Source organism: Enterobacter cloacae complex sp. HYC042_NIDB, from assembly GCF_056673315.1.
On sequence record NZ_CP109650.1, the window covers coordinates 3726878 to 3751454 of the forward strand.

General features: G+C 54.9%; 26 protein-coding genes and 1 rRNA gene. 9 read left to right on the forward strand and 18 right to left on the reverse strand.

The window, feature by feature from the left end; genetic code table 11:
• Positions 1 to 41: 41 nt before the first annotated feature.
• A complete protein-coding gene (locus OKF39_RS17775; protein WP_028014093.1) occupies positions 42 to 302 on the forward strand; it encodes a YfhL family 4Fe-4S dicluster ferredoxin in 261 nt (86 codons plus the stop codon).
• Here the strand turns inward: OKF39_RS17775 and acpS are convergent.
• The 12 genes from acpS to rseD form a co-directional block, all read right to left on the reverse strand.
• Entirely contained in the window at positions 299 to 679 is a 381-nt protein-coding gene (acpS, locus tag OKF39_RS17780; protein ID WP_028014094.1) for a holo-ACP synthase, read from the reverse strand. The genes OKF39_RS17775 and acpS overlap by 4 nt on opposite strands.
• The gene (gene pdxJ, locus OKF39_RS17785; protein WP_041908673.1) at positions 679 to 1410 is read right to left on the reverse strand and encodes a pyridoxine 5'-phosphate synthase; all 732 of its coding nucleotides are present in this window, start codon (positions 1408 to 1410) and stop codon (positions 679 to 681) included. The genes acpS and pdxJ overlap by 1 nt, the downstream gene beginning before the upstream one ends.
• Before the next feature lie 33 nt (positions 1411 to 1443).
• The gene (recO, locus tag OKF39_RS17790) at positions 1444 to 2151 is read right to left on the reverse strand and encodes a DNA repair protein RecO (RefSeq protein ID WP_028014096.1); all 708 of its coding nucleotides are present in this window, start codon (positions 2149 to 2151) and stop codon (positions 1444 to 1446) included.
• Positions 2152 to 2169: 18 nt separating this feature from the next.
• Positions 2170 to 3075: a GTPase Era gene (gene era / locus OKF39_RS17795; RefSeq protein ID WP_028014097.1), complete on the reverse strand. Its 906-nt coding sequence runs from the start codon at positions 3073 to 3075 to the stop codon at positions 2170 to 2172.
• Complete coding sequence (rnc, locus tag OKF39_RS17800) at positions 3072 to 3752, reverse strand: ribonuclease III (RefSeq protein WP_003860711.1); 681 nt, start codon at positions 3750 to 3752, stop codon at positions 3072 to 3074. The genes era and rnc overlap by 4 nt, the downstream gene beginning before the upstream one ends.
• Positions 3753 to 3974: 222 nt before the next feature.
• On the reverse strand, positions 3975 to 4949 hold the full coding sequence (gene lepB / locus OKF39_RS17805; RefSeq protein ID WP_047364182.1) for a signal peptidase I: 975 nt from the start codon (positions 4947 to 4949) through the stop codon (positions 3975 to 3977).
• 15 nt (positions 4950 to 4964) lie between these two features.
• On the reverse strand, positions 4965 to 6764 hold the full coding sequence (lepA, locus tag OKF39_RS17810) for a translation elongation factor 4 (RefSeq protein ID WP_028014099.1): 1800 nt from the start codon (positions 6762 to 6764) through the stop codon (positions 4965 to 4967).
• 185 nt (positions 6765 to 6949) lie between these two features.
• Complete coding sequence (gene rseC / locus OKF39_RS17815; protein ID WP_126818728.1) at positions 6950 to 7426, reverse strand: SoxR-reducing system protein RseC; 477 nt, start codon at positions 7424 to 7426, stop codon at positions 6950 to 6952.
• Positions 7423 to 8376 carry a sigma-E factor regulatory protein RseB gene (gene rseB / locus OKF39_RS17820; RefSeq protein ID WP_048999422.1) on the reverse strand — a complete coding sequence of 318 codons (954 nt, stop codon included), beginning with the start codon at positions 8374 to 8376 and terminating at the stop codon, positions 7423 to 7425. The genes rseC and rseB overlap by 4 nt, the downstream gene beginning before the upstream one ends.
• On the reverse strand, positions 8376 to 9026 hold the full coding sequence (gene rseA, locus OKF39_RS17825) for an anti-sigma-E factor RseA (protein ID WP_479983212.1): 651 nt from the start codon (positions 9024 to 9026) through the stop codon (positions 8376 to 8378). Before rseA ends, rseB begins: the two co-directional genes overlap by 1 nt.
• A gap of 31 nt (positions 9027 to 9057) precedes the next feature.
• Positions 9058 to 9633: an RNA polymerase sigma factor RpoE gene (rpoE, locus tag OKF39_RS17830; protein ID WP_028014102.1), complete on the reverse strand. Its 576-nt coding sequence runs from the start codon at positions 9631 to 9633 to the stop codon at positions 9058 to 9060.
• Positions 9630 to 9713: a rpoE leader peptide RseD gene (rseD, locus tag OKF39_RS17835; protein ID WP_231940818.1), complete on the reverse strand. Its 84-nt coding sequence runs from the start codon at positions 9711 to 9713 to the stop codon at positions 9630 to 9632. Before rseD ends, rpoE begins: the two co-directional genes overlap by 4 nt.
• A gap of 343 nt (positions 9714 to 10056) precedes the next feature.
• Here rseD and nadB point away from each other — a divergent pair, with 343 nt between their 5' ends.
• Positions 10057 to 11676: an L-aspartate oxidase gene (gene nadB, locus OKF39_RS17840; protein ID WP_028014103.1), complete on the forward strand. Its 1620-nt coding sequence runs from the start codon at positions 10057 to 10059 to the stop codon at positions 11674 to 11676.
• Here nadB and trmN read toward each other — a convergent pair.
• A complete protein-coding gene (gene trmN, locus OKF39_RS17845) occupies positions 11661 to 12398 on the reverse strand; it encodes a tRNA(1)(Val) (adenine(37)-N(6))-methyltransferase TrmN (protein ID WP_479983213.1) in 738 nt (245 codons plus the stop codon). The genes nadB and trmN overlap by 16 nt on opposite strands.
• A 132-nt stretch (positions 12399 to 12530) precedes the next feature.
• Here trmN and srmB point away from each other — a divergent pair, with 132 nt between their 5' ends.
• The gene (gene srmB / locus OKF39_RS17850; RefSeq protein WP_047368112.1) at positions 12531 to 13859 is read left to right on the forward strand and encodes an ATP-dependent RNA helicase SrmB; all 1329 of its coding nucleotides are present in this window, start codon (positions 12531 to 12533) and stop codon (positions 13857 to 13859) included.
• A 53-nt stretch (positions 13860 to 13912) separates the two neighbouring features.
• Here the strand turns inward: srmB and grcA are convergent, their stop codons facing one another.
• Positions 13913 to 14296 carry an autonomous glycyl radical cofactor GrcA gene (gene grcA, locus OKF39_RS17855; protein WP_006176733.1) on the reverse strand — a complete coding sequence of 128 codons (384 nt, stop codon included), beginning with the start codon at positions 14294 to 14296 and terminating at the stop codon, positions 13913 to 13915.
• A 314-nt stretch (positions 14297 to 14610) separates the two neighbouring features.
• Between grcA and ung the strand changes: the two genes are divergently transcribed.
• Entirely contained in the window at positions 14611 to 15300 is a 690-nt protein-coding gene (ung, locus tag OKF39_RS17860) for a uracil-DNA glycosylase (protein WP_023333064.1), read from the forward strand.
• 39 nt (positions 15301 to 15339) lie between these two features.
• Here ung and OKF39_RS17865 read toward each other — a convergent pair whose 3' ends face one another.
• Positions 15340 to 16440: a tRNA/rRNA methyltransferase gene (locus OKF39_RS17865; RefSeq protein WP_041908658.1), complete on the reverse strand. Its 1101-nt coding sequence runs from the start codon at positions 16438 to 16440 to the stop codon at positions 15340 to 15342.
• A gap of 204 nt (positions 16441 to 16644) precedes the next feature.
• On the opposite strand from OKF39_RS17865, the gene trxC reads away from it, so the two are divergent.
• The 5 genes from trxC (at position 16645) to OKF39_RS17890 (ending at position 22366) form a co-directional block, all read left to right on the forward strand.
• Positions 16645 to 17064: a thioredoxin TrxC gene (trxC, locus tag OKF39_RS17870; protein WP_028014108.1), complete on the forward strand. Its 420-nt coding sequence runs from the start codon at positions 16645 to 16647 to the stop codon at positions 17062 to 17064.
• A gap of 69 nt (positions 17065 to 17133) precedes the next feature.
• Positions 17134 to 17832 (forward strand): tRNA-uridine aminocarboxypropyltransferase, encoded by a 699-nt coding sequence (gene tapT / locus OKF39_RS17875; RefSeq protein ID WP_045260163.1) that lies wholly within the window; start codon positions 17134 to 17136, stop codon positions 17830 to 17832.
• Between the two features lie 35 nt (positions 17833 to 17867).
• Positions 17868 to 20531, forward strand: coding sequence for a bifunctional acetate--CoA ligase family protein/GNAT family N-acetyltransferase (locus OKF39_RS17880; protein ID WP_479983214.1), 2664 nt, complete (start codon positions 17868 to 17870; stop codon positions 20529 to 20531).
• 110 nt (positions 20532 to 20641) lie between these two features.
• A complete protein-coding gene (pssA, locus tag OKF39_RS17885) occupies positions 20642 to 21997 on the forward strand; it encodes a CDP-diacylglycerol--serine O-phosphatidyltransferase (protein WP_479983818.1) in 1356 nt (451 codons plus the stop codon).
• A 45-nt stretch (positions 21998 to 22042) separates the two neighbouring features.
• Complete coding sequence (locus OKF39_RS17890; protein ID WP_063450551.1) at positions 22043 to 22366, forward strand: YfiM family lipoprotein; 324 nt, start codon at positions 22043 to 22045, stop codon at positions 22364 to 22366.
• Here OKF39_RS17890 and OKF39_RS17895 read toward each other — a convergent pair.
• The 3 genes from OKF39_RS17895 to rrf form a co-directional block, all read right to left on the reverse strand.
• On the reverse strand, positions 22363 to 23670 hold the full coding sequence (locus tag OKF39_RS17895; protein ID WP_041908648.1) for an MFS transporter: 1308 nt from the start codon (positions 23668 to 23670) through the stop codon (positions 22363 to 22365). The genes OKF39_RS17890 and OKF39_RS17895 overlap by 4 nt on opposite strands.
• A gap of 151 nt (positions 23671 to 23821) precedes the next feature.
• Entirely contained in the window at positions 23822 to 24274 is a 453-nt protein-coding gene (locus OKF39_RS17900; RefSeq protein ID WP_045260159.1) for a DUF4385 domain-containing protein, read from the reverse strand.
• A 127-nt stretch (positions 24275 to 24401) separates the two neighbouring features.
• A 5S ribosomal RNA gene (rrf, locus tag OKF39_RS17905) occupies positions 24402 to 24517 on the reverse strand.
• Between the last annotated feature and the right edge of the window lie 60 nt (positions 24518 to 24577).

Sequence of the window (24577 nt, forward strand, 5' to 3'; positions counted from 1 at the left end):
ATAATGCCCGCCCAGTTTGTGTTGTTTCTGAGAATTTCCTGATGGCGCTGTTAATTACCAAAAAATGCATCAATTGCGATATGTGCGAACCCGAATGCCCGAATCAGGCGATTTCGATGGGCGACAGCATTTACGAGATTAACAGCGACCGCTGCACGGAATGCGTCGGCCACTATGAGACGCCGACCTGTCAGAAGGTGTGCCCGATCCCCAACACTATTCTGAAGGATCCGACACACGTCGAGAGCGAAGAGCAGCTGTGGGATAAATTTGTCCTGATGCACCACGCGGACAAAATTTAGCTTTCGATAATCACCGTCGCGCTGGCATAGTGGCGTTCATCTGCGATCGTCACGTGCATATGATTCACCCCCAGCTTCTCCGCCAGCTTTTGCGCTTCACCCCACAGACGCAGGCGCGGTTTGCCCAGCTCATCATTAAAAACTTCGAACTGGTTAAATGCCAGGCCGTTACGAATGCCGGTCCCGAAGGCCTTGGCTGCCGCCTCTTTTACCGCAAAGCGCTTTGCCAGAAAACGCACCGGCTGCTGGTGCGCTTCCCAGATGGCCCATTCGTTATCGCTCAGCACGCGCCTTGCGAGGCGATCGCCGCTCCGGGCGATCACCGCTTCGATGCGGGCTATTTCGACGATATCGGTGCCTAAGCCCAAAATGGCCATTACTGACGCGCTTCCAGCATCAGGCGTTTCATCTCTGAAACCGCCTCTTTCAGGCCGCTCATCACCGCGCGGCCAATAATGGCGTGGCCGATGTTCAGCTCATGCATTTCCGGCAGAGCAGCAATGGCCTTCACGTTGTGGTAGGTCAGGCCGTGACCGGCATTAACCTTCAATCCCAGGCTCGCGGCGTAGGTGGCCGCTTTGGCGATACGCTCCAGCTCTTTGGCCTGCTCGGCATCGTTTTTAGCATCGGCATAGCAGCCAGTGTGAATTTCAATATACGGCGCGCCCACGTCGGCTGCCGCTTTAATCTGCGCGAAATCGGCGTCGATAAACAGAGAAACCAGGATACCGGCATCCGCCAGGCGCTTGCAGGCATCGCGCATTTTGTCCTGCTGCCCCGCCACGTCCAGCCCGCCTTCGGTGGTCACTTCCTGGCGTTTTTCCGGCACCAGGCAGCAGAAGTGCGGTTTGGTCTCGCAGGCAATGGTCAGCATCTCTTCGGTGACCGCCATCTCCAGATTCATACGGGTGTCCAGCGTCTGACGAAGAATGCGCACGTCGCGGTCGGTAATGTGGCGGCGGTCTTCACGCAGGTGAACGGTAATGCCGTCGGCACCAGCCTGTTCAGCGATAAACGCCGCCTGAACCGGATCGGGATACGCCGTGCCGCGCGCGTTGCGCAGGGTGGCGATGTGGTCGATGTTGACGCCTAACAGTAATTCAGCCATGACAATCCTCGGTTTTCTTTCTGATGCTGTGGTCTAACGTTTGGGCATAAACTGCCTGAATAATTCGCGGCTCTTTAAGGGCTTGCCGCCAAGATACGGCTTGAGGGCAATCCGGGTAAAGCGTTTTGCTGCGCGCAGGGTGTCGGCGTCCGGAAACTCGCGTTCATAAAGCGCTCTGAGCTGGCGTCCGGTAAAAGTACTGTTATCAACGACGACGCTGGCAATAAAGCCTTTTTCTTCGCGGTAGCGGTAGGTCATGGTGTCTTCCACCTCATCACCGCTGCCTGCGCAGTGCAGAAAATCCACGCCGTACCCGAGGTGGCCCAGCAGCGCCAGTTCGAAACGACGCAGGGCGGGTTCGGGCGTGCCGGTCGCACCCGCCAGTGCCTGGATACAGTGCAGATAATCGAAGAAAAGTTCCGAGAAGCGAGTCTCATGTTCAAGGACGCGGGAGATGAGCTCGTTGACATACAGACCGCTGTAGAGCGTGATGCCAGAAAGGGGAAGCGCCAGAGAGACGGCTTCAGCGCTGCGCAAGGTTTTGACTTCCCCTCGCCCGCCAAAGCGAACCAGCAGCGGCGTAAAAGGCTGTAGGGCACCCTTCAGATTAGAACGTTTGGAACGTGCGCCTTTCGCAACAAGGCGCACGCGGCCCGACTCTTCCGTGAAGACGTCCAGCATCAGGCTGGTTTCGCTCCAGGGACGACTATGGAGAACGAAGGCGCGCTGCCAACCTTCCATTATACTCGTCGTCTTGAGTTACTGATCTTCGCCGTAACCGAGGCTGCGCAGAGCACGCTCATCATCGGCCCAGCCAGATTTCACCTTCACCCACAGTTCCAGATGAACCGGCGCTTCGAACATCTCCTGCATGTCCTTACGGGCTTCGATACCGATGGTTTTGATCTTGGCGCCTTTGTTGCCGATCACCATCTTCTTCTGCCCTTCACGCTCGACGAGGATCAGGCCGTTAATGTCGTAGCCACCGCGCTCGTTGCTCTGGAAACGCTCGATCTCCACCGTCACAGAGTACGGCAGCTCGGCGCCCAGGAAACGCATCAGCTTTTCACGGATGATTTCAGACGCCATAAAGCGCTGAGAGCGATCGGTGATGTAGTCTTCCGGGAAGTGGTGAATCGCTTCTGGCAAGTGCTTACGTACGATGCCCGCGATGGTATCGACGTTCAGGCCAGTCTCAGCAGACAGCGGAACGATATCGAGGAAGTTCATCTGGCTGCCCAGCCACTGCAGGTGCGGCAGCAGGTCAGCTTTTTCCTGCACGTTGTCAACTTTGTTGACAGCGAGGATCACCGGCGTTTTGCCGTCACGCAGCTTGTTCAGTACCATTTCGTCGTCCGGCGTCCAGCGGGTGCCTTCCACAACGAAAATCACCAGCTCTACGTCGCCGATGGAGCTGCTCGCCGCCTTGTTCATCAGACGGTTAATGGCACGCTTCTCTTCCATGTGCAGGCCAGGGGTATCGACGTAGATCGCCTGATACGCGCCTTCAGTATGGATGCCGACAATGCGGTGACGCGTGGTCTGCGCCTTACGCGAGGTGATGGAAATCTTCTGCCCAAGCAGATTATTCAGCAGGGTGGATTTGCCGACGTTCGGACGTCCGACGATGGCAATAAATCCGCAATAGGTTTTTTCTTCGCTCATTCCAGCTCCAGCATTTTTAACGCCTGTTCGGCGGCAGCCTGTTCAGCCTTACGGCGGCTTGAACCTGTGCCCACCACCGGTTCACTCAGGCCACTGACCTGGCAATGGATGGTAAATTCCTGATCGTGCGCTTCGCCACGAACCTGCACCACCAGATAGGATGGCAGCGGCAGATGACGGCCCTGCAAATATTCCTGCAGGCGCGTTTTCGGATCTTTTTGTTTATCGCCCGGGCTAATTTCGTCCAGACGGGTCTGATACCAGTTGAGGATCAGCTTTTCTACGGTCTGGATATCGCTGTCCAGGAACACGCCACCAATTAATGCTTCGACCGTATCGGCAAGAATAGATTCACGACGGAAGCCGCCGCTTTTCAGTTCACCCGGCCCAAGACGCAGACATTCACCCAGTTCAAATTCGCGCGCGATTTCAGCGAGGGTGTTGCCGCGCACCAGCGTGGCGCGCATGCGGCTCATATCACCTTCGTCCACGCGCGGGAAACGATGATAAAGCGCATTCGCAATCACGAAACTTAAAATAGAGTCACCCAGAAACTCGAGACGCTCATTATGTTTGCTGCTGGCACTGCGATGGGTTAATGCCTGTTGCAACAACTCCTGATGATGAAAAGTGTAGCCCAGCTTCCGTTGAAGCCGATTAATTACGATGGGGTTCATGCGATACCAATAAATGAATGCGTCAAAAATGCAGCACACGAAACCGACCTGAGAAAACCAACGCGGTTTCGTGTGCCGTGGCGCCCTTGCAGGGCCAACCTTAAACTTCGGGGGAATATTCTATACACAACGACAGGGGATGTCGTTAGTTCAAAGAGATTTATCGAGGAAATAATTCACGTAGCCGCGAAATAACGCGGCTACGTGTTCTTTTCCTGAGAATTAATGGATTCCGCCAATACGATTCAGGCGCACGCCGGTCGGCCACTCGCCTTCCTGCTTCTCAAAACTCATCCAGATCGCGGTTGCTTTACCCACCAGATTCGCTTCCGGCACAAAGCCCCAGTAACGGCTGTCCGCGGAGTTATCGCGGTTATCGCCCATCATGAAGTAGTGTCCCGGCGGTACGATCCAGCTGGCCAGCTGCTGACCCGGCTGTTTGTAATACATCCCCACCTGGTCCTGCGCGATTGGCACGGTCAGAATGCGGTGAGTGACATCGCCCAGCGTCTCTTTGCGCTCAACCAGACGAATGCCGTTCTCTTTGGTTTCACCTTTTGGCACCTGGAAGAACCCGCTGGTCGCTTCACCGCCGTTACGACGGGCGAAAGTCTGCACGAAATCACTTGGCTCAACGTTTGAGTAGGTGATTGGCAGCGCGTTTTCACACGCGGTACCGGAGCTGCAGCCCGGCTGAACGGTGACTTCCTTCGCAACCGGATCGTAGGTCACTTTATCACCCGGCAGACCCACCGCGCGCTTAATGTAATCCAGACGCGGATCGTCCGGATATTTAAACACCACGATGTCGCCACGTTTCGGATGCCCCGTTTCGATCAGCGTTTTCTGGTAAATCGGATCTTTAATGCCGTAGGCAAACTTCTCAACCAGAATAAAATCACCGATCAGCAGCGTTGGCATCATTGATCCCGATGGGATCTGGAACGGCTCATAAATAAACGAACGTACCACCAGCACAATCGCCAGCACCGGGAACACCGACGCGCCCGTTTCCAGCCAGCCCGGTTTCGGGCCAACTTTCTTCAAGGTTTTCGCGTCAAGCGCATCGCCAGTCGCTGCCTGCGCGGCAGCCTGACGTTCACGGCGTTTTGGGGCGAAGATAAACTTATCCAGGCACCACAGCAGGCCTGTCACCAGCGTAGCGATGACCAGGATCAGGGCAAACATGTTCGCCATGCCAACTCCTTAAGGTTATTTGCCGTCTTTACCGACATGAAGAATGGCAAGGAATGCTTCCTGCGGCAGCTCAACGTTACCGACCTGCTTCATACGCTTCTTACCTTCTTTCTGCTTCTGCAGCAGCTTTTTCTTACGGCTGACGTCACCGCCATAGCACTTCGCCAGAACGTTTTTACGCAGCTGCTTCACGGTTGAGCGGGCAATGATGTGGTTACCGATGGCCGCCTGAATCGCAATGTCAAACTGCTGACGCGGGATAAGATCTTTCATCTTCTCAACCAGCTCGCGGCCACGGTACGGCGCATTGTCGTTGTGGGTGATCAGCGCCAGCGCATCCACACGCTCGCCGTTGATCAGCACGTCCACGCGCACCATGTTGGAAGCCTGGAAACGCTTGAAGTTGTAATCCAGTGACGCATAGCCACGGGAGGTAGACTTCAGACGGTCGAAGAAGTCGAGTACCACTTCCGCCATAGGGATTTCATAGGTCAGCGCCACCTGGTTACCGTGGTAAACCATGTTAGTCTGCACGCCACGCTTCTCAATACAGAGCGTAATAACGTTCCCCAGGAACTCCTGCGGCAGCAGCATGTGACATTCTGCGATAGGCTCGCGCAGCTCGTGAATGTTGTTCAGCGGCGGCAGCTTGGACGGGCTGTCGACATAGATCACTTCTTTCGAGGTGGTTTCCACTTCGTAGACTACCGTTGGTGCGGTGGTGATCAGATCCAGATCGTATTCACGCTCCAGACGTTCCTGAATGATCTCCATGTGCAGCAGGCCGAGGAAGCCGCAGCGGAAGCCGAAGCCCAGCGCCGTTGAACTTTCTGGCTCGTAGAACAGGGAGGCATCGTTCAGGCTCAGCTTGCCGAGCGCATCGCGGAAGTTTTCGTAGTCGTCAGAGCTGACCGGGAACAGACCCGCGTAAACCTGCGGTTTCACCTTTTTGAAGCCTGGCAGCGCTTTGTCTGCCGGGTTACGCGCGCCGGTCAGGGTATCGCCTACTGGCGCGCCGAGGATGTCTTTAATCGCGCAGACCAGCCAGCCTACCTCGCCGCATTTCAGCTCGGTACGGTCAACCTGTTTTGGCGTGAAGATACCCAGACGGTCTGCGTTGTAGACCTGTCCGGTACTCATAACCTTGATTTTGTCGCCTTTACGCATGGTGCCGTTTTTGATACGCACCAGAGAGACCACGCCCAGGTAGTTATCGAACCATGAGTCGATGATCAGCGCCTGCAATGGACCATCCGGGTCGCCTTCCGGGGCCGGAATATCACGTACCAGGCGTTCCAGCACGTCGGTCACACCCACACCGGTTTTCGCGGAGCAGCGTACGGCGTCGGTCGCGTCAATGCCGACAATGTCTTCAATCTCTTCCGCCACGCGCTCAGGATCGGCGGCTGGCAGGTCGATTTTGTTCAGAACCGGCACAACCTCGAGATCCATTTCCATCGCGGTGTAGCAGTTCGCCAGGGTCTGGGCTTCAACGCCCTGCCCGGCATCGACCACCAGCAGCGCACCTTCACAGGCCGCCAGCGAGCGTGATACTTCATAGGAGAAGTCAACGTGGCCTGGGGTGTCGATAAAGTTCAGTTGATAGGTTTCGCCATCAGAAGCTTTATAGTCGAGCGTCACGCTCTGCGCTTTGATGGTGATACCGCGTTCGCGTTCCAGGTCCATGGAGTCCAGTACCTGGGCTGCCATTTCACGATCAGACAGGCCACCGCAAATCTGGATAATACGGTCAGACAGCGTCGACTTACCGTGGTCAATGTGAGCAATGATCGAAAAGTTACGTATGTTCTTCATATAGTTAAATAATTATGCCTTACGAATTCCTGGAGGCCGCTGTTCTTAGCCTGACGTTTTTCAGTGCGAAAACGCAGCATTCTACACTACATACCCGCAACCTGGAAATGCACTTAGAGCCAAGCATAGCGCGAAGAAATGGCGTTTTCTTTTTTGAGATGTAAATAATGATAAAGCCCGGTGGATCACCGGGCCTCAGAAGAGAGCGTCTCGACGCGAAGTTGGTCAGGCGCCAGCGCAACGCTCAGAATAACGGGCTGCCACTCATCGCGCGCGGCGAGCTTCGGTGAGATGCCTTTGGCAAGACAGAATCCCCCTACGCCACCCAAAGCTGCGCCGCACATGGCGGCCACGTCGGTACCAAACAGCATCTGAAAAAGGCCGCCCATGACAAACAGCCCCACCAGCGGGGAGAGATAGACCAGCATCGCGGAACTCAGCAGACTGCCTTCCGTAATGCCCAGTTCCACCTTCTGACCCGCCACCAGCGGCTGTTCGCTCGGCACGGAGATCGTATGCGATGTCTGTGGCCCTAACTTATTCAGCACGCGACTGCCACAACCGGCTCGGGATGCGCAGCTATTGCATGAGGCTTTAACATCACAGCTGACCAGCGCAATACCATTCTGCCACGAGACGACGGTCGCCCACTCTTTAATCATTGTGCGGCCCTGAATTTAATGCTGTCTGAAATGCGCTTCGCCGTCTGCGGAGGTAATTCCCCCACAATCGTGATTTCTGCGTTATCGCGAACCATGGTGCTGACCGTACGACGCCCGGTACGAAGCATTTGTTCAGCGCTGTTTGCCGTTGCGCGGTTGATATTCACCGAGAAGCTGAACAAGCCATCGGAATAGAGGCGTGATTCAACCGGCGTATCAATGGTGGGCAACTGACGACGGCTGCTGGACACTTCGCTAAAGCCTTGCGGTATCCAGGAAGGAACCCAGTTGAAATTAGCGGAGTCCCCTGCAGGAACAGAAAGCAGCGGCGGCAGGCTGGCCTTCGCCAGATTCTGCATGCTGTTGCCAACCTGATTGTTCACGCTGAAGGAGATGACGCGGAACTGTTCAAGCGTCTCGCCGTCGCGGTCGAGCAGGTCCACGCGCATCGGCAGCTTGGTTTCCGCATCAATCCAGACGATATAGCTGTAGCGCGTACCATCGCGCGCAACCACGCGGATCACTTCACACAGCCTGTCTGCAATACGGGTACGCCCTACCGAAATAAAATCATAGTAAGGGGCAAGTCGTTTGAAGTCGGTATAGATAAGCGACGGCAGAGAATCAACGATATAGTCGCCATTCAGCGTGAAAGGCTCCAGACCGGGCTCGAAATAGCTGATTTCGTTGCCACGCTGGACAACTTCCCGACGCGGGCCATCCATCTGTAATAGCTGGGCGAGCGGCTGGTTATCAAGACGGGCATGGCGATAGCGTAACGACTCGACGCCCTGCTTGTTGATGCTGATAAATGCCAACTCGTAATTGAGTGACTGGCTGGCCAGATTCATTTGCTGCAACAACGCCCCGGATGAAACATCAGCCGAGGCGTTAGCAGAGAAGAACAGGCTACCCGCCATCAGAGACATGGCGAACCAAAGTTGCTTCATTACTGCGATTGCGTTCCTAAAGTTTGGTTTCCGGGCACCTGCACAGCAGCTTGCTGAGTTTGGGCCTGCTCAAACTGAAGCTGTTCAGAGTGCAGACGACGCTGCAACTCATAATCCTGCAACATCGCATTAATGCGACGGCGCTGCTCCTGAACCTGCTGTTGCTGACCGCCGCTGGCGGAGGCATCAGCCGGTACGCCCAGACTTACCGGGCTGGCTTTGCCCATCATCGGCAGTGTGTTAAACACTGGCGCTTCTGGCTGCTGATTAGTTTCAGACTGAGTATTATAGTGCTGGACGCCAACGATAACTGCAAGCGATACGCATGCAGCCACCCCCATTTGGGTAAGCTGGCTGGCCCACGGACGCACTTTTTGCCAGAACGGCATTTTCTGCCACAGGTGCGGTGCGGGTTGAGCTTCAGGAATCAGCGGAGTGGTCTGATGAACAGGCTCATTCTCGATGGCCGCCATCACGCGGGCTGAGATATCGAAATGGAGAACCTCTCCGGTATCACCGCGCAGCGTGTCACGGATGAGATGGTAACTCTCCCAGGTCTCTTGCATTTCGGGAGAATGAGACAGCTCGTTGAGCAGCTCACTATCCAGCGTCTCACCATCCATTAAAGCGGAAAGTTTTTCTTTCTGCATGCCTAATACCTTTTCCAGTATCCCGCTATCGTCAACGCCTGATAAGCGGTTGAACTTTATTATCAATAGCTTCTCGCGCACGGAAAATTCGTGAACGAACCGTGCCGACCGGACAATCCATGATAGCGGCTATCTCTTCATAGCTCAGACCATCAAGCTCCCGTAACGTAATTGCCATGCGTAAATCTTCCGGGAGTGACTCGATCGTGCGAAAAACAATTTGTCTCAGTTCTTCTGACAACATTAAGTTCTCAGGGTTCGAAATTTCTTTCAGCGCACCGCCACTTTCGAAGTTTTCGGCGTCGATAGCGTCTACATCACTGGACGGCGGACGACGACCCTGAGCAACCAGGTAATTCTTTGCCGTATTGACAGCAATACGGTACAGCCAGGTATAAAAAGCACTATCTCCCCGGAAAGATTCCAGCGCGCGATAGGCCTTAATAAAAGACTCTTGCACCACATCAGGTACATCACCTGACGGTACATAGCGGGAAACCAGACTCGCCACCTTATGCTGGTAGCGCACCACCAGTAGGTTAAAGGCTTTCTGATCTCCCTTCTGGACCCGTTCAACCAGGACCTGGTCCGTTAACTGCTCGCTCATCCGAGGTAATGTCTCCCCAAACCTAAATTCCACGCGTTATCGAAACGCCACTCTATAACTACCGCACTTTGAGCAAGCACCAGCTTAGAGTGTCTGATCTTCAATAAGTTCCGTAACGCCTTTGTTTTTGTTCATCGCGCCGCAGACCGTTCATTTTCTCTCATTATAAGTCTGTTCACGATACGCACCACTTTCTGACAAGAAACATCTTTTTCCCGCCAGAAGAGTAACGCAACACAGGCTTTATTTCACCACAAAATCTGACGCTAACGATCTGCTTCGCAAAATAATTTCATTTATTTACCCTTCGTTTACCCCTGCCAGTGCGTTTAGTCATTGCAACTTTCATTAAAAAAAACGTGCGATATCTCGCATTCAGGTGCTATTCTGCCCCAACACTGTTTAGTAAATTAAACAACAATCATGAACACAACACCTGAACTTCATTGTGATGTACTGATCATCGGCAGCGGCGCTGCCGGTCTCTCTCTGGCGCTGCGTCTGGCTGAACATCAGAACGTTATCGTTCTGAGCAAAGGCCCGATAAGTGAAGGCTCCACATTTTATGCTCAGGGCGGCATTGCCGCGGTATTTGACGAGACCGACAGCATTGCGTCACATGTGGAAGATACGCTGATTGCCGGGGCCGGGATCGTGGATGCGCACGCGGCAGAGTTTGTCGCCAGCAATGCCCGCCATTGCGTTCAGTGGCTTATCGATCAGGGTGTTTTATTCGATACTCAGGTTCAGCCCAACGGTGAAGAGAGCTACCACTTAACGCGTGAAGGCGGCCATAGCCACCGCCGCATCCTGCACGCCGCGGATGCTACCGGAAAAGAAGTGGAAACCACGCTGGTCAGCAAAGCGCTGAACCATCCTAACATCCGGGTCCTTGAGCGGAGCAACGCGGTTGATCTGATCATTTCCGACAAGATAGGCCTGCCCGGCACGCGTCGCGTGGTGGGAGCGTGGGTCTGGAACCGTAATAAAGAGAAGGTGGAAACCTGTCAGGCGAAGGCTGTGGTGTTGGCTACAGGTGGCGCCTCTAAGGTGTATCAGTACACCACGAATCCGGATATCGCTTCCGGGGACGGTATCGCCATGGCCTGGCGCGCCGGCTGCCGCGTGGCGAATCTCGAATTTAATCAGTTTCACCCCACCGCCCTGTTCCACCCTCAGGCGCGAAATTTCCTGCTGACGGAAGCCCTGCGCGGCGAAGGGGCTTATCTGAAACGCCCTGACGGTACCCGCTTTATGCCGGACTTTGACGCCCGCGGTGAACTGGCGCCGCGTGATATTGTTGCCCGCGCCATCGACCACGAAATGAAGCGCCTTGGCGTGGACTGCATGTATCTCGATATCAGCCATAAGCCGGCAGAATTCATTCGCCAGCATTTCCCTATGATTTACGAAAAGCTGCTCAATCTTGGCATTGATTTAACACGCGATCCGGTGCCCATTGTGCCAGCCGCCCACTATACCTGCGGCGGCGTGATGGTTGACGATCACGGACGCACTGATGTAGACGGTCTGTATGCTATTGGTGAGGTCAGCTATACCGGGCTACACGGCGCGAACCGTATGGCGTCTAACTCGCTGCTTGAATGTCTGGTGTACGGCTGGTCAGCGGCGGAGGACATCACGAAGCGCATGCCTTACGCCCGTGAAACAGAGCGTTTACCGGCCTGGGATGAAAGCCGCGTGGAGAACCCGGACGAGCTGGTGGTGATCCAGCACAACTGGCACGAGCTACGGTTGTTTATGTGGGACTACGTTGGGATTGTGCGCACCACGAAACGTCTGGAACGCGCGTTGCGCCGCATTACGATGCTGCAGCAGGAAATTGATGAATATTATGCCCATTTCCGCGTCTCCAATAATCTGCTGGAGCTGCGCAATCTGGTGCAGGTTGCCGAGCTGATTGTTCGCTGCGCGATGATGCGTAAAGAGAGCCGTGGTTTGCACTACATACTCGACTACCCGGATCGGCTTGCTGAGTCCGGCCCGTCGATACTCGCCCCGCAGGTTTACATAAACAAATAAAACGCCTGGGTCAGAGCCGTGTAATCTTCGGAATAACGCTGGTCTGGCCCACGGATCACCATACGCTCATTAAAACACTCACCCTCTTTTGGCGAAAGCGCCAGCAGCACGCGGTGCGGCAATCGGCCTTCCGTATCAGAGATGTCAGTTCGCAAACGTAACGTCCAGCCGATCTCCTGCGCGGTAGCGATAAACGTGTTGCCCGTACTTTCTGGCAGCACCACGCAGAAAAAGCCCTCTTCTGAGATAAGTTCAGCCGCGTTGACGAGCAGCGCTTTTTGATCGAGTGAACCGGTATAGCGCGCCTGTTCACGCTCCGGTGTACCGCACTCCACGCCGGGCTCGTAGTAAGGGGGGTTGCTGACAATCAGATCGTAACGCGCCGTCTGCTCTGGCGCCCAGGCCAGCACGTCCGCGCACTTAACGGTTATCCGGTCAGCCCAGGGGGACTCGGCCGCGTTTTCACCCGCCTGCCCTGCGGCCTGCGCATCCAGCTCAACGGCATCAATAGTGACATGCTCTTCAGTACGCTGCGCCAGCATCAAGGCCACCAGCCCGCTGCCGGTACCGATATCAAGAATACGCTTAACACCTGCGACAGGTGCCCATGCTCCCAGTAAAATGCCGTCTGTACCGACTTTCATGGCACAGCGATCGTGAGCGACAAAAAATTGTTTAAACGTAAAACCATCGCGGCGCAGCTGCGCTTTGAGTTGAGACATGTCAGGGCAACCTTCTAAGTGAAACTGGAGTAGCATAGGGGAAAGCGAAGTGGCCGCAAAGCGATATCCATACAAACAGATGAAGATTACAGCCGTAACGTCTATAATCAGCGCCCCACACAGAGGTAGAACATGACTGTAACGACTTTTTCCGAACTTGAACTCGATGAAAGCCTGCTCAATGCTCTTGAGAGCAAAGGCTTTACACGCCCGACCGCCATTCAGGCAGCGGCCATTCCGCCTGCGCTTGAGGGCCGCGATGTGCTCGGTTCTGCGCCAACCGGCACGGGGAAGACAGCAGCCTATTTGCTGCCTGTGTTGCAGCACCTGCTCGACTTTCCACGTAAAAAATCTGGCCCGCCGCGTATTTTGATCCTGACGCCTACGCGCGAGCTGGCCATGCAGGTTGCCGATCATGCGCGTGAACTCGCGGCGAATACGCATCTGGATATCGCCACCATCACCGGCGGCGTTGCGTATATGAACCACGCCGAAGTGTTCAGCGAAAACCAGGACATCGTCGTCGCGACGACGGGCCGCCTGCTGCAGTATATTAAAGAAGAGAACTTCGACTGCCGCGCGGTAGAAACGCTGATCCTCGACGAAGCGGACCGCATGCTGGACATGGGCTTTGCGCAGGATATCGAGCATATTGCAGGTGAAACGCGCTGGCGTAACCAGACGATGCTGTTCTCTGCCACCCTTGAAGGGGATGCGATTAAAGACTTCGCAGAGCGTCTGCTGGAAGATCCGGTGGAAGTCTCTGCGACGCCATCCACGCGAGAGCGTAAAAAGATCCACCAGTGGTATTACCGTGCGGACAACCTTGAGCATAAGGTTGAGCTGCTCAAGCACCTGCTGACGCAGGAAGACGCCACCCGCACTATCGTGTTTGTGCGTAAGCGCGAGCGCGTGCACGAGCTGGCTGAAATGCTGCGCAACGCCGGGATCAACAACTGCTATCTTGAAGGTGAGATGGCGCAGATCAAGCGTACCGAAGGCATTAAGCGCCTGACCGATGGCCGCGTTAACGTGCTGGTCGCAACAGACGTTGCCGCCCGCGGGATCGACATCCCTGACGTGAGCCACGTCATTAACTTCGATATGCCGCGCAGCGGAGATACCTACCTGCACCGCATTGGCCGTACCGGTCGCGCGGGCCGCAAAGGGATTGCAATTTCACTGGTTGAAGCGCATGACTACCTGCTGCTGCAGAAAATTGGCCGCTATGTTGACGAGCCGCTGAAAGCGCGCGTTATTGATGGCTTGCGCCCAACCACACGTGCGCCGAGTGAAAAAATGACGGGTAAACCGTCCAAGAAAGCGCTCGCGAAACGTGCTGAGAGAAAAGAGAAAGAAAAAGAGAAGCCGCGCGTGAAGCAGCGCCACCGCGATACCAAAAACATTGGTAAGCGTCGTAAGCCAAGCGCTGCCGCGCAGGAAACGAAGACTGAAGAGTAAGAAAAAGCCGGGGTAATCCCCGGCTTTTTTGTTCCCCCCCCGTGGCTGAAGCCTTACAGGCTTTCAGTAAAGGTACGGGCGATAACGTCGCGCTGCTGTTCTGGAGTCAGTGAGTTAAAGCGAACCGCATAACCAGACACGCGGATAGTCAGCTGTGGGTATTTTTCCGGGTGCTCAACGGCATCCATCAGCGTTTCGCGGCGCAGCACGTTAACGTTCAGGTGCTGACCCCCTTCAACGCGCACTTCCGGCTGCACTTCCATTGGGATTTCACGGTATTCGATTTCGCCCAGTTTATTCACCGGTACGATTTCATCTTCAGCAAAACCCGCTTTCGCAACCACACAGCGCGCTTCATTTTTCTCGCTGTCCAGCAGCCAGAAAGAGTTGAGCAGATCGTCATTTGCCGCTTTGGTAATCTGGATACCTGTAATCATGTGTTGCCTCCCTTAGGCTACATTAACTGATGCTGGCCTTACGCGGCCAATTGGTAAAACCATTGTTTCTTGTGTGTATATATATCATTCACACCACGGCGATTTATTGATTTAAATCAACAAAAACACCAACCACATAAAGAGTGTGGTTTGAATTTATTGCTTTAGATCAATTTCATACCCCCATCAACTCAACTTAACCTGCATCATTTCAAAATAAATTTAACGACTTAGCACGCATTTCAGCGCGTAATTTTGCTCACAAGCGTTAAACAGGTAAGCTAGTGACAGATTGAGATTCGCAGGAGAGCGACATGACGACACCTTTAACCTGGCATGACGTGCTGGCAGAAGAAAAGCAGCAGCCTTATTTTATCAATACGCTCAGTACCGTTGCCGCTGAGCGTCAGTCCGGGCAAACGATTTATCCGCCGCAAAAAGATGTATTCAACGCGTTTCGCTATACCGAGTTGAGCGATGTGAAAGTCGTCATTCTGGGCCAGGATCCCTATCACGGCCCTGGGCAGGCGCACGGGCTGGCATTTTCCGTACGCCCAGGCGTGGCGATCCCCCCTTCTCTGCTCAACATGTATAAAGAGCTTGAGGGAACCGTGCCCGGGTTTACCCGCCCCAACCACGGTTATCTGGAAAGCTGGGCGCGCCAGGGCGTGCTGTTATTGAACACTGTGCTCACCGTACGGGCGGGCCAGGCGCACTCGCATGCCAGCCTTGGGTGGGAAACCTTTACCGATAAAGTTATCAGCCTTATCAACGAGCATCGTGAAGGGGTCGTGTTTTTACTCTGGGGTTCTCACGCGCAGAAGAAAGGGGCAATTATCGATCGTCAGCGTCATCACGTGTTGAAGGCACCGCACCCGTCACCGCTTTCTGCCCATCGCGGTTTCTTTGGCAGTAATCATTTTGTTCTGGCAAATGAATGGCTGGAAAAACGTGGCGAAACGCCAATTGACTGGATGCCTGTGTTACCGGCAGAGAGCGAGTAGGGTTTGAATGTGCCGGGTCAGGCCCGGCACATAAGAGGCTTATGCCTTATTCTGACGCCACCACTCGGCCAGCAGCACGCCGGTCGCAACGGATACGTTCAGACTTTCCACATTGCCCGTCCCGTCGATGGAGACGCTCAGATCCGAACTGGAGAGCGCCGCATCAGACAGACCATCGCGTTCCTGACCCAACACCAGCACCATCTTGCGCGGCAGCGTCGCTTTAAACAGCGGCGTACCGGCATGGCTGGATGTGGTCACGATGGAATAGCCCGCTTTACGGAACTGCTCGAGGGCATCCAGAACGCTGTCGCCGGTGATCGGCTGTACGTGCTCGGCTCCGCCTTCCGCAGTACGGATCGCGGCGCCGGATTCCAGCAGCGCGGCATCCTGCAGCAGCACGCCCTTCACGCCAAAATGCGCGCAGCTGCGCATCATTGCGCCCAGGTTGTGCGGGTTGCCCACGTCTTCCAGCGCCAGCACGCAGTCATCGGCATCTGCCTGGCTGACCCACTGCTGAACTGTCGTGCCGTTACGTTTTTTAATCAGGAAGCAGACGCCGCCGTGGTGCTCGGTACCGGACGCTTTTGTCAGTTCAGCATCATCAACCACGTGGTAGGCTTTGCGGTTCGCCGCCATCCAGCGCAGCGCTTCTTTAAAGCGCGGGGTCACGCTCTGGATAAACCAGGCGCGGACAATACACTCAGGACGGCTCTGGAACAGCGCCTGGCAGGCGTTCTCGCCATATACGCGGGTCTCTTCCGCGCGCTGACGACGCAGCACTTCCGGGTCGATAAAGCTTTTACCGCTGATACCGCCGTGATCGGCTTTTTCCGGCGTCTCATCGCCTGGGGCGCGAGAAACGGTGCGCCACGGAGAGGCGTTATCACGTGAGAAGTCATCACGCGGACGGTCATCGCGCTTGCGATCATCACGCTTGCGGTCATCACGTTTGCGGTCATCACCGCGGTTATTTCTGTCATCGCGGGCGGGGCGACGGCCACCGTCTGCACGAGAGGACGCTGGACGCCCGCCACCTTTTCCGGTACGCGGATTTTGGGTGCGTTTATCAGAGTCATCATCACTGCGGACATACATCACTTTGACCTTGCCGCTTTTGTTTTTCATTTCGTCGTTCATGCTTTTCTCCACCAGCGCTGCGCGAAGCGCGCAGATTACCCGATGTGCCAGCGCATAGCCATAATTTCGTACAAAAGCCTGTGACTATTGTTCCCATTGAATAAAACGCATTGTCGTTTCATACAGGCTCACTGATAATATGTAACATATCAGAAACATTATCGGCGTTCTGCCGCTGTCCCACGGCTCTATCAGAGGTTAGTTATGAATACCGTATGTGCCAACTGTCAGGCTTTAAACCGCATTCCGGACGATCGGATGGATGACGGTGCGAAATGCGGACGTTGTGGCCATGAATTGTTTGATGGCGATGTCATTAACGCGACGGGTGCTACGCTGGACAAACTCCTCAAGGACGATCTCCCGGTGGTGGTCGATTTCTGGGCGCCATGGTGCGGTCCGTGCCGCAGCTTCGCGCCAATCTTCGAAGATGTGGCCGAAGAGCGCAGCGGAAAAATGCGGTTCGTTAAGGTTAATACCGAGGCCGAACGCGAGTTAAGCGCACGTTTTCGTATTCGCAGTATCCCGACCATCATGATTTTTAAAAATGGTGAAGTGATCGATATGCTCAACGGTGCGGTTCCAAAAGCACCTTTTGATAGCTGGTTAAACGAATCGCTGTAACATTCCCGGGGCACACCTTGTGCCCCGTTCCCGCCTCTGCGAAAATAGGGTTTTTCCTCCATTTCGCCCATGACTGATAACGCTGTCCTTAAATTACGCGCCGAACGCCTTGCGCGCGCGACTCGCCCCTTTCTTGCTCGTGGCAATCGCATACGTCGCTGTCAGCGCTGCCTGCTGCCGCTGAAGGTGTGTCTGTGCGAGACGCTGGCCCCAAGTACTGCGGAGAGCCGCTTTTGTCTGGTCATGTTCGATACCGAGCCGATGAAGCCCAGTAATACGGGGCGTCTTATTGCCGATATTCTGCCGGATACCGCCGCGTTTCAGTGGTCGCGCACTGAGCCACCTCAGGCTCTGCTCGACCTGGTGGCAAGCCCGGACTACCAGCCGATGGTGGTTTTCCCGGCATCTTATGCGGGAGAACAGCGTCAGGTCCTTACCGCGCCGCCATCAGGCAAACCACCGCTGTTTATTATGCTGGACGGTACCTGGACCGAAGCGCGGAAAATGTTTCGCAAAAGCCCTTACCTCGACGCTCTGCCGGTTATTTCTGTCGATCTTTCCCGCGTCTCGGCCTACCGCCTGCGCGAAGCGCATGCTGACGGGCAATACTGCACTGCCGAAGTAGCCATTGCGCTACTGGATTTAGCAGGAGATACCGCTGCAGCTGGTGCCCTGGGCAACCATTTCTCATGCTTCCGGGAGCGCTATCTGGCGGGAAAAACCGTTCATAAGGGCAGCATCACAGCAACGGAGACAGAAAGCGTTTAAAATCATCAGGTCGCTTGCATTCACAGGAGGCCTGCATGAGCCAGAGAGGGTTAGAAGCGCTACTCCGTCCTAAATCCATTGCCGTTATCGGCGCATCAATGAAACCGGATCGTGCAGGCTATCTGATGATGCGCAACCTGCTGGCCGGAGGATTTAACGGTCCCGTTATGCCCGTCACGCCGTCTTATAAGGCCGTTCAGGGCGTGCTTGCCTGGCCGGACGTGGAGAGCCTGCCTTTCGTACCGGATCTCGCCGTTCTGTGTACAAACGCCAAACGCAATCCGGAACTGCTGGAGTCACTCGGCAAGAAAGGGTGTAAAACCTGCATTATTCTCTCGTCTCCGCCTGAACAGCAGCCCGAACTGCTGGCCTGTGCCAGCCGCTATCAGATGCGCATTCTCGGGCCGAACAGCCTGGGTCTGCTCGCGCCCTGGCAGGGGCTGAACGCCAGCTTCTCCCCGGTGCCGATCCGTAAAGGCAAGCTGGCGTTTATCTCGCAGTCGGCTGCGGTCTCAAACACTATCCTTGACTGGGCGCAGCAGCGTGAAATGGGATTCTCCTACTTCATTGCTCTGGGCGACAGCCTGGATATTGACGTTGACGAACTGCTGGATTTCCTGGCGCGAGACAGCAAAACCAGCGCAATCCTCCTTTATCTTGAGCACCTGAGCGACGCCCGTCGTTTTGTTTCCGCTTCGCGTAGCGCATCGCGCAATAAACCGATCCTCGTTATCAAAAGCGGTCGCAGCCCTGCGGCGCAGCGTCTGCTGCAGTCTCATTCCGGTATGGATCCGGCCTGGGATGCAGCCATTCAGCGCGCGGGGTTGCTGCGGGTGCAGGATACACACGAGCTTTTTTCCGCCGTCGAGACGTTGAGCCACATGCGTCCGCTGCGCGGCGAGAAGTTAATGATTGTCAGCAATGGCGCGGCCCCTGCCGCGCTGGCGCTGGATGAGCTTTGGCTGCGTAACGGCAAGCTGGCCACGCTGGATGAAGAGACGCTGCAACGCCTCAGAGAGGTGCTTCCGGCAAGCGTGACGCCCGGCAATCCGCTTGATTTGCGCGATGACGCCAGCAGCGATCGCTATATCAGGGCAATCTCCATATTGCTGGACAGCCAGGATTTCGATGCGCTAATGATTATCCACTCCCCCAGCGCGGCCGCGCCGGGCAGTGAAAGCGCGCGGGCGCTGATTGAGGCGGTACGAAATCATCCGCGCGGCAAATATGTCACCCTGCTGACCAACTGGTGCGGTGAGTTTTCCTCTCAGGAGGCGCGACGCTTGTTCAGTGAAGCCGGACTGCCAACCTACCGCACGCCGGAAGGCACCATCACGGCATTTATGCATATGGTGGAATATCGCCGCAACCAGAAACAGCTGCGTGAGACACCGGCTTTGCCCGGAAACCTGACGGCGAACACCGTCGATGTTCATCGGCTGTTACAGCAGGCCATTGAAGAAGGCGCGACCTCGCTTGATACGCATGAAGTGCAGCCCATACTGGGCAGCTACGGGATGCAAACTCTGCCAACCTGGATCGCCAGCGACAGCGCTGAGGCCGTACATATAGCCGAACAGATTGGCTACCCGGTCGCCCTTAAGCTTCGTTCCCCCGATATCCCGCATAAGTCTGACGTTCAGGGAGTCATGTTGTACCTGCGTACGGCAACGGAGGTGCAGCAGGCAGCCGATGCCATTTTCGATCGCGTCAAAATGGCCTGGCCGCAGGCTCGGATCCACGGACTGCTGGTGCAAAGCATGGCTCACCGCGCGGGTGCCCAGGAACTGCGGGTGGTGGTTGAACACGATCCTGTCTTCGGCCCGCTCATTATGTTGGGGGAAGGCGGCGTTGAGTGGCGTCCAGAGGAACAGGCCGCGGTGGCGCTACCGCCGCTGAACATGAATCTGGCGCGCTATCTGATCATTCAGGCGATTAAAAGCAAAAAGATCCGTGGCCGCAGCGCCCTGCGTCCGCTCGATATTGCCGGGTTGAGTCAGTTCCTGGTGCAGGTGTCTAACCTGGTTGTAGATTGTGCGGAGATCCAGCGGCTGGATATCCATCCACTGCTCGCCTCCGGCACTGAGTTTACGGCGCTGGACGTAACGCTGGATATCGCGCCATTTGAAGGGGACAGAGAGAGCCGCCTGGCGATCCGTCCGTATCCTCTGCAGCTGGAGGAGTGGGTCGAGATGAAGAATGGGGAACGCGCCCTGTTCCGCCCTATTCTGCCGGAAGATGAACCGCAGCTGCGTGCCTTTATTTCTCAGGTTACGAAAGAAGATCTCTATTATCGCTACTTTAGCGAAATCAACGAATTTACCCACGATGATTTAGCCAATATGACCCAGATCGACTACGATCGAGAGATGGCGTTTGTCGCCGTTCGACGTTCCGATCGGGGCGATGAGATCCTCGGCGTGACGCGCGCAATTTCTGACCCGGATAACATTGACGCGGAATTTGCTGTGCTGGTGCGCTCCGATCTTAAAGGCCTGGGTCTGGGCAGACGGCTGCTGGAAAAACTCATCAGTTATACGCGAGATCACGGATTGTTACGCCTGAATGGCATTACTATGCCGAACAATCGCGGTATGGTGACCCTGGCGCGAAAACTCGGATTTGACGTTGATATTCAGCTGGACGAAGGTATTGTCGCCTTATCCCTCGGCCTGACACCAGCAGACAAACCCGAGTAAGCTACTGGAAATGTTACCCACTTTGGACGGGACTGGTGGTATCATTGTCCGCTTATGTTGTTTGCATGGTACAGACAACCCTTCAATGAACAGAGAAGAAACGCACTGTGATGTTGTCAAAATTTAAGCGTAATAAACATCAACAACACCTTGCTCAACTACCGAAGATTTCTCAGTCAGTTGATGATGTAGAGTTCTTTTATGCTCCCGCTCGTTTCCGGGAGACGCTTCTGGAAAAGATTGCCAGTGCCACGCGACGCATTTGCATTGTGGCCCTGTATCTTGAACAAGATGAAGGCGGGCGCGCGATCCTGAACGCGCTCTATGAAGCCAAGCGTCAGCGTCCGGAGCTGGATGTTCGCGTGCTGGTTGACTGGCATCGCGCCCAGCGTGGCCGTATTGGCGCGGCCGCTTCAAACACCAATGCAGACTGGTATTGCCGCACGGCGCAGGAAAATCCTGGCGTCGATGTACCTGTTTATGGCGTCCCGGTGAATACCCGCGAAGCGCTCGGCGTCCTTCATTTTAAAGGATTCATCATCGATGACAGCGTGCTTTACAGCGGCGCAAGCCTCAATGATGTCTACCTTCATCAGCTCGATAAATACCGTTACGATCGCTACCATCTGATCCGCAATCCGCAGATGGCCGACATCATGTTCAACTGGGTGGATAAAAACCTGGTTCATGGCCGGGGTGTCCACCGTCTTGACGATCCTCATCGCCCGAAAAGCCCGGAAATTAAAAACGACGTTCGCTCCTTCCGCCAGGAGCTGCGCGATGCGGTTTATCGTTTCCAGGGTGACGCCAGTAATGAAGAGCTGTCCGTTACGCCGCTGGTAGGCCTGGGAAAAACCAGCCTGCTGAACAAGACGATTTTCCATTTGATGCCGTGCGCGGAGCATAAGCTCACCATCTGCACGCCATACTTCAACCTTCCCGCCGTTCTGGTGCGCAATATTATTCAGCTGCTGCGCGAGGGTAAAAAGGTGGAGATCATCGTCGGGGATAAAACGGCAAACGACTTTTTCATTCCGGAAGATCAACCTTTCAAGATCATCGGCGCACTGCCTTATCTTTATGAGATTAACCTGCGTCGCTTCCTGAGCCGTTTACAGTACTACGTGAACACGGACCAGCTGGTCGTGCGTCTCTGGAAAGATGAAGATAACAGCTATCATCTAAAAGGGATGTGGGTCGATGATGAGTGGATGCTGCTGACCGGTAATAACCTGAACCCGCGCGCCTGGCGTCTGGATCTGGAGAATGCCATCCTGATTCACGATCCTCAGCATGCATTAGCCGCGAAACGCGATCGTGAGCTGGAGCTTATACGCACGCATACCACAGTGGTTCGTCATTACCGCGATCTGCAAAGCATCGCGGATTATCCGGTGAAAGTTCGCAAGCTGATTCGCCGTCTACGTCGGATCCGTATCGATCGCCTCATTAGCCGTATTCTGTAATTCCCGGGCCCTGTCACTGACGGGGCTTTTTTATGGAGCCTGTTAATGCGTACCCCTTTCCTGATAATTCCCCTTTTCCTGACCGGTTGCAGCCATATGGCGAATGATAGCTGGTCGGGTCAGGACAAAGCTCAACACTTTCTGGCGTCTGCAATGTTGTCCGCTGCGGGCAATGAGTATGCGCTGCACCAGGGATATAGCCGGGATCGAAGTGCCACAATGGGTCTGATGTTCTCCATAAGCCTGGGGGCATCGAAAGAGCTTTGGGATAGCCGCCCCTCAGGAAGCGGCTGGAGCTGGAAAGATTTCGCCTGGGACGTAGCCGGCGCAACAACCGGCTACGCCGTCTGGCAGATGGCACATTATTAAAGGCGGATACCTTTTCCTTTGCGATGCAGCATCAGCGAGACAATAAACGCCAGCGCTCCCATTACGGTGACATACCAGAAGAAGGTCGTTTCACTGCCCCACGACTTAAGCGATAGCGCGACATACTCTGCCGAACCGCCAAACAGGGCATTCGCGACCGCATAAGAGAGGCCAACACCCAGTGCCCTCACCTGTGCGGGAAACATTTCCGCTTTCAAAATGCCGCTGATTGCCGTGTAAAAACTGATAATAATGAGTGCCACCATGATCAGCGCGAAAGCGGCATACGGCGACGTTGTCTGCTGTAGCGCAGTCAAAAGCGGAACGGTACCCAGGGTGAGCATGCCGCCAAAGATCAGCATGGAGGTGCGGCGACCTATTTTGTCCGACAGCGCGCCGACAATCGGCTGGATAAGCATAAAGACGAGTAACGCCACCGTCATGACGACACTCGCAACGTTTGCATGCATGCCCGTGGTGTTAACCAGATATTTTTGCATGTAGGTGGTAAAGGTATAGAAACTTAGCGAGCCCGCGGCGGTAAAACCTAACACCATCAAAAATGCTTTGCGGTTTCGCCAGAGCCCCTTCATCGAGCCCGCCTCTTTCAGCGCCCTGACCTCCTGTTGAGAGGTTTCATCAAGCTGACGGCGTAGCCACAGGGCGACAACCGCCAGGGCAGCGCCCATAGCAAACGGGATGCGCCAGCCCCAGGCGTGCAAATCTTCATCGCTAAGGATTTGTTGCAGGATCACCACAACCAGTAATGCCAGCAGTTGTCCGCCAATGAGGGTCACATACTGGAATGATGCATAGAAACCTTTTCGGCCTTCAACCGCCACTTCGCTCATGTATGTCGCACTGGTGCCGTATTCCCCACCGACCGACAGCCCCTGGAACAGACGTGCCAGCAGCAGCAACGCGGGTGCCCATGTTCCGATAGTGTCATATCCGGGCAGGCAGGCAATCACCAGCGAGCCGACGCACATCATGCATACGGAGATGAGCATGGAGGTCTTGCGCCCTTTTCTGTCTGCGATCCTGCCGAACAGCCATCCACCGATCGGGCGCATCAGGAAACCGGCGGCAAAAACGCCTGCGGTTTGCAGAAGCTGAGTGGTGGTATTCCCGGACGGGAAAAAGATATGAGCAAAGTAGAGTGAACAGAATGAATAGACGTAAAAGTCAAACCACTCTACGAGGTTCCCCGAGGAGGCCCCAACGATTGCCCAAACCCGACGACGGGTATCCTTACCTGCCAAATTGGTGTTATCCGTATCTGCACTGGCTACGGTTTCTGTCATTTTAAAATCCTCTGTCTCACATTGCGGGCCATTGCCCACAAACAGTAAAACCGGATTTAAAACGAATCGTTAGGTAAATAAAATGTTTCCAATATGTTTCATTACGTTTTGTGAACTCGATCAGGTATCGAATTATTAGCGGACGTAGTAATTATCCCCACTTCTGCTGATGCGCCTTTTTTCGCTGCAAATAATCTTCATCTGCACGAATTTTATCCCACCACTTTTTGAAGACCGCGGCGGCTTCGGCTTTTACGGGATCGCAATCCAGCGGTTTGACCTGGCGCTTCTCATCGTACTTTTTACCGCCTTTATGATTGGCGTATCGTCTGGCGCGCGTATAGCCCATCTGAATGAATTTACGCGCCATATCCATTCCCACAAAGTCGTTTTGCTGACGATATTCTTCAAACAGGGCGTAAATTTCTTTTGCCGATCGCGCTGCAACTTCAGCATCTTTGTATCGCCAGTGCGGAAGGATCTCGCTTTTGTAAGGTTCCACCATGAGCACACCCTGCTCTCCCCGCCCCACCTGATACAGCTCTGCATGGTCACGGAAATTAATGTTGGCAAAATCTTGTTGGTAATTAAAGGGACGTGTCAAAGCGGCACCATTGTTAAAATCGTTTTAACAATTTTAGGCACGGTCAGGCGGTGCCGCCACCCGGTATTTTCCGGCGCATAAAGCAAAAAACCCCGCACCTTACGGTACGGGGTTCTTCTTAATTGATGCCTGGCAGTTCCCTACTCTCACATGGGGAGACCCCACACTACCATCGGCGCTACGGCGTTTCACTTCTGAGTTCGGCATGGGGTCAGGTGGGACCACCGCGCTAAAGCCGCCAGGCAAATTCTGTTAATCTGTATCAGGCTGAAAATCGTCTCTCTCACCGCCAAAACAGCTTCG

Excerpts from the sequence above, each read along its gene's own strand:
- trxC (WP_028014108.1), top strand. The coding sequence starts at position 16,645 with ATGAATACCGTATGTGCCAACTGTCAGGCTTTAAACCGCATTCCGGAC.
- era (WP_028014097.1), bottom strand. The coding sequence starts at position 3,075 with ATGAGCGAAGAAAAAACCTATTGCGGATTTATTGCCATCGTCGGACGT.
- rseA (WP_479983212.1), bottom strand. The coding sequence starts at position 9,026 with ATGCAGAAAGAAAAACTTTCCGCTTTAATGGATGGTGAGACGCTGGAT.
- pssA (WP_479983818.1), top strand. The coding sequence starts at position 20,642 with ATGTTGTCAAAATTTAAGCGTAATAAACATCAACAACACCTTGCTCAA.
- OKF39_RS17775 (WP_028014093.1), top strand. The coding sequence starts at position 42 with ATGGCGCTGTTAATTACCAAAAAATGCATCAATTGCGATATGTGCGAA.
- tapT (WP_045260163.1), top strand. The coding sequence starts at position 17,134 with ATGACTGATAACGCTGTCCTTAAATTACGCGCCGAACGCCTTGCGCGC.
- OKF39_RS17895 (WP_041908648.1), bottom strand. The coding sequence starts at position 23,670 with ATGACAGAAACCGTAGCCAGTGCAGATACGGATAACACCAATTTGGCA.
- lepA (WP_028014099.1), bottom strand. The coding sequence starts at position 6,764 with ATGAAGAACATACGTAACTTTTCGATCATTGCTCACATTGACCACGGT.
- ung (WP_023333064.1), top strand. The coding sequence starts at position 14,611 with ATGACGACACCTTTAACCTGGCATGACGTGCTGGCAGAAGAAAAGCAG.
- pdxJ (WP_041908673.1), bottom strand. The coding sequence starts at position 1,410 with ATGGCTGAATTACTGTTAGGCGTCAACATCGACCACATCGCCACCCTG.
- rpoE (WP_028014102.1), bottom strand. The coding sequence starts at position 9,633 with ATGAGCGAGCAGTTAACGGACCAGGTCCTGGTTGAACGGGTCCAGAAG.
- trmN (WP_479983213.1), bottom strand. The coding sequence starts at position 12,398 with ATGTCTCAACTCAAAGCGCAGCTGCGCCGCGATGGTTTTACGTTTAAA.
- rseB (WP_048999422.1), bottom strand. The coding sequence starts at position 8,376 with ATGAAGCAACTTTGGTTCGCCATGTCTCTGATGGCGGGTAGCCTGTTC.
- nadB (WP_028014103.1), top strand. The coding sequence starts at position 10,057 with ATGAACACAACACCTGAACTTCATTGTGATGTACTGATCATCGGCAGC.
- recO (WP_028014096.1), bottom strand. The coding sequence starts at position 2,151 with ATGGAAGGTTGGCAGCGCGCCTTCGTTCTCCATAGTCGTCCCTGGAGC.
- acpS (WP_028014094.1), bottom strand. The coding sequence starts at position 679 with ATGGCCATTTTGGGCTTAGGCACCGATATCGTCGAAATAGCCCGCATC.
- OKF39_RS17880 (WP_479983214.1), top strand. The coding sequence starts at position 17,868 with ATGAGCCAGAGAGGGTTAGAAGCGCTACTCCGTCCTAAATCCATTGCC.
- OKF39_RS17865 (WP_041908658.1), bottom strand. The coding sequence starts at position 16,440 with ATGAACGACGAAATGAAAAACAAAAGCGGCAAGGTCAAAGTGATGTAT.
- srmB (WP_047368112.1), top strand. The coding sequence starts at position 12,531 with ATGACTGTAACGACTTTTTCCGAACTTGAACTCGATGAAAGCCTGCTC.
- grcA (WP_006176733.1), bottom strand. The coding sequence starts at position 14,296 with ATGATTACAGGTATCCAGATTACCAAAGCGGCAAATGACGATCTGCTC.
- lepB (WP_047364182.1), bottom strand. The coding sequence starts at position 4,949 with ATGGCGAACATGTTTGCCCTGATCCTGGTCATCGCTACGCTGGTGACA.
- OKF39_RS17890 (WP_063450551.1), top strand. The coding sequence starts at position 22,043 with ATGCGTACCCCTTTCCTGATAATTCCCCTTTTCCTGACCGGTTGCAGC.
- rseC (WP_126818728.1), bottom strand. The coding sequence starts at position 7,426 with ATGATTAAAGAGTGGGCGACCGTCGTCTCGTGGCAGAATGGTATTGCG.
- rnc (WP_003860711.1), bottom strand. The coding sequence starts at position 3,752 with ATGAACCCCATCGTAATTAATCGGCTTCAACGGAAGCTGGGCTACACT.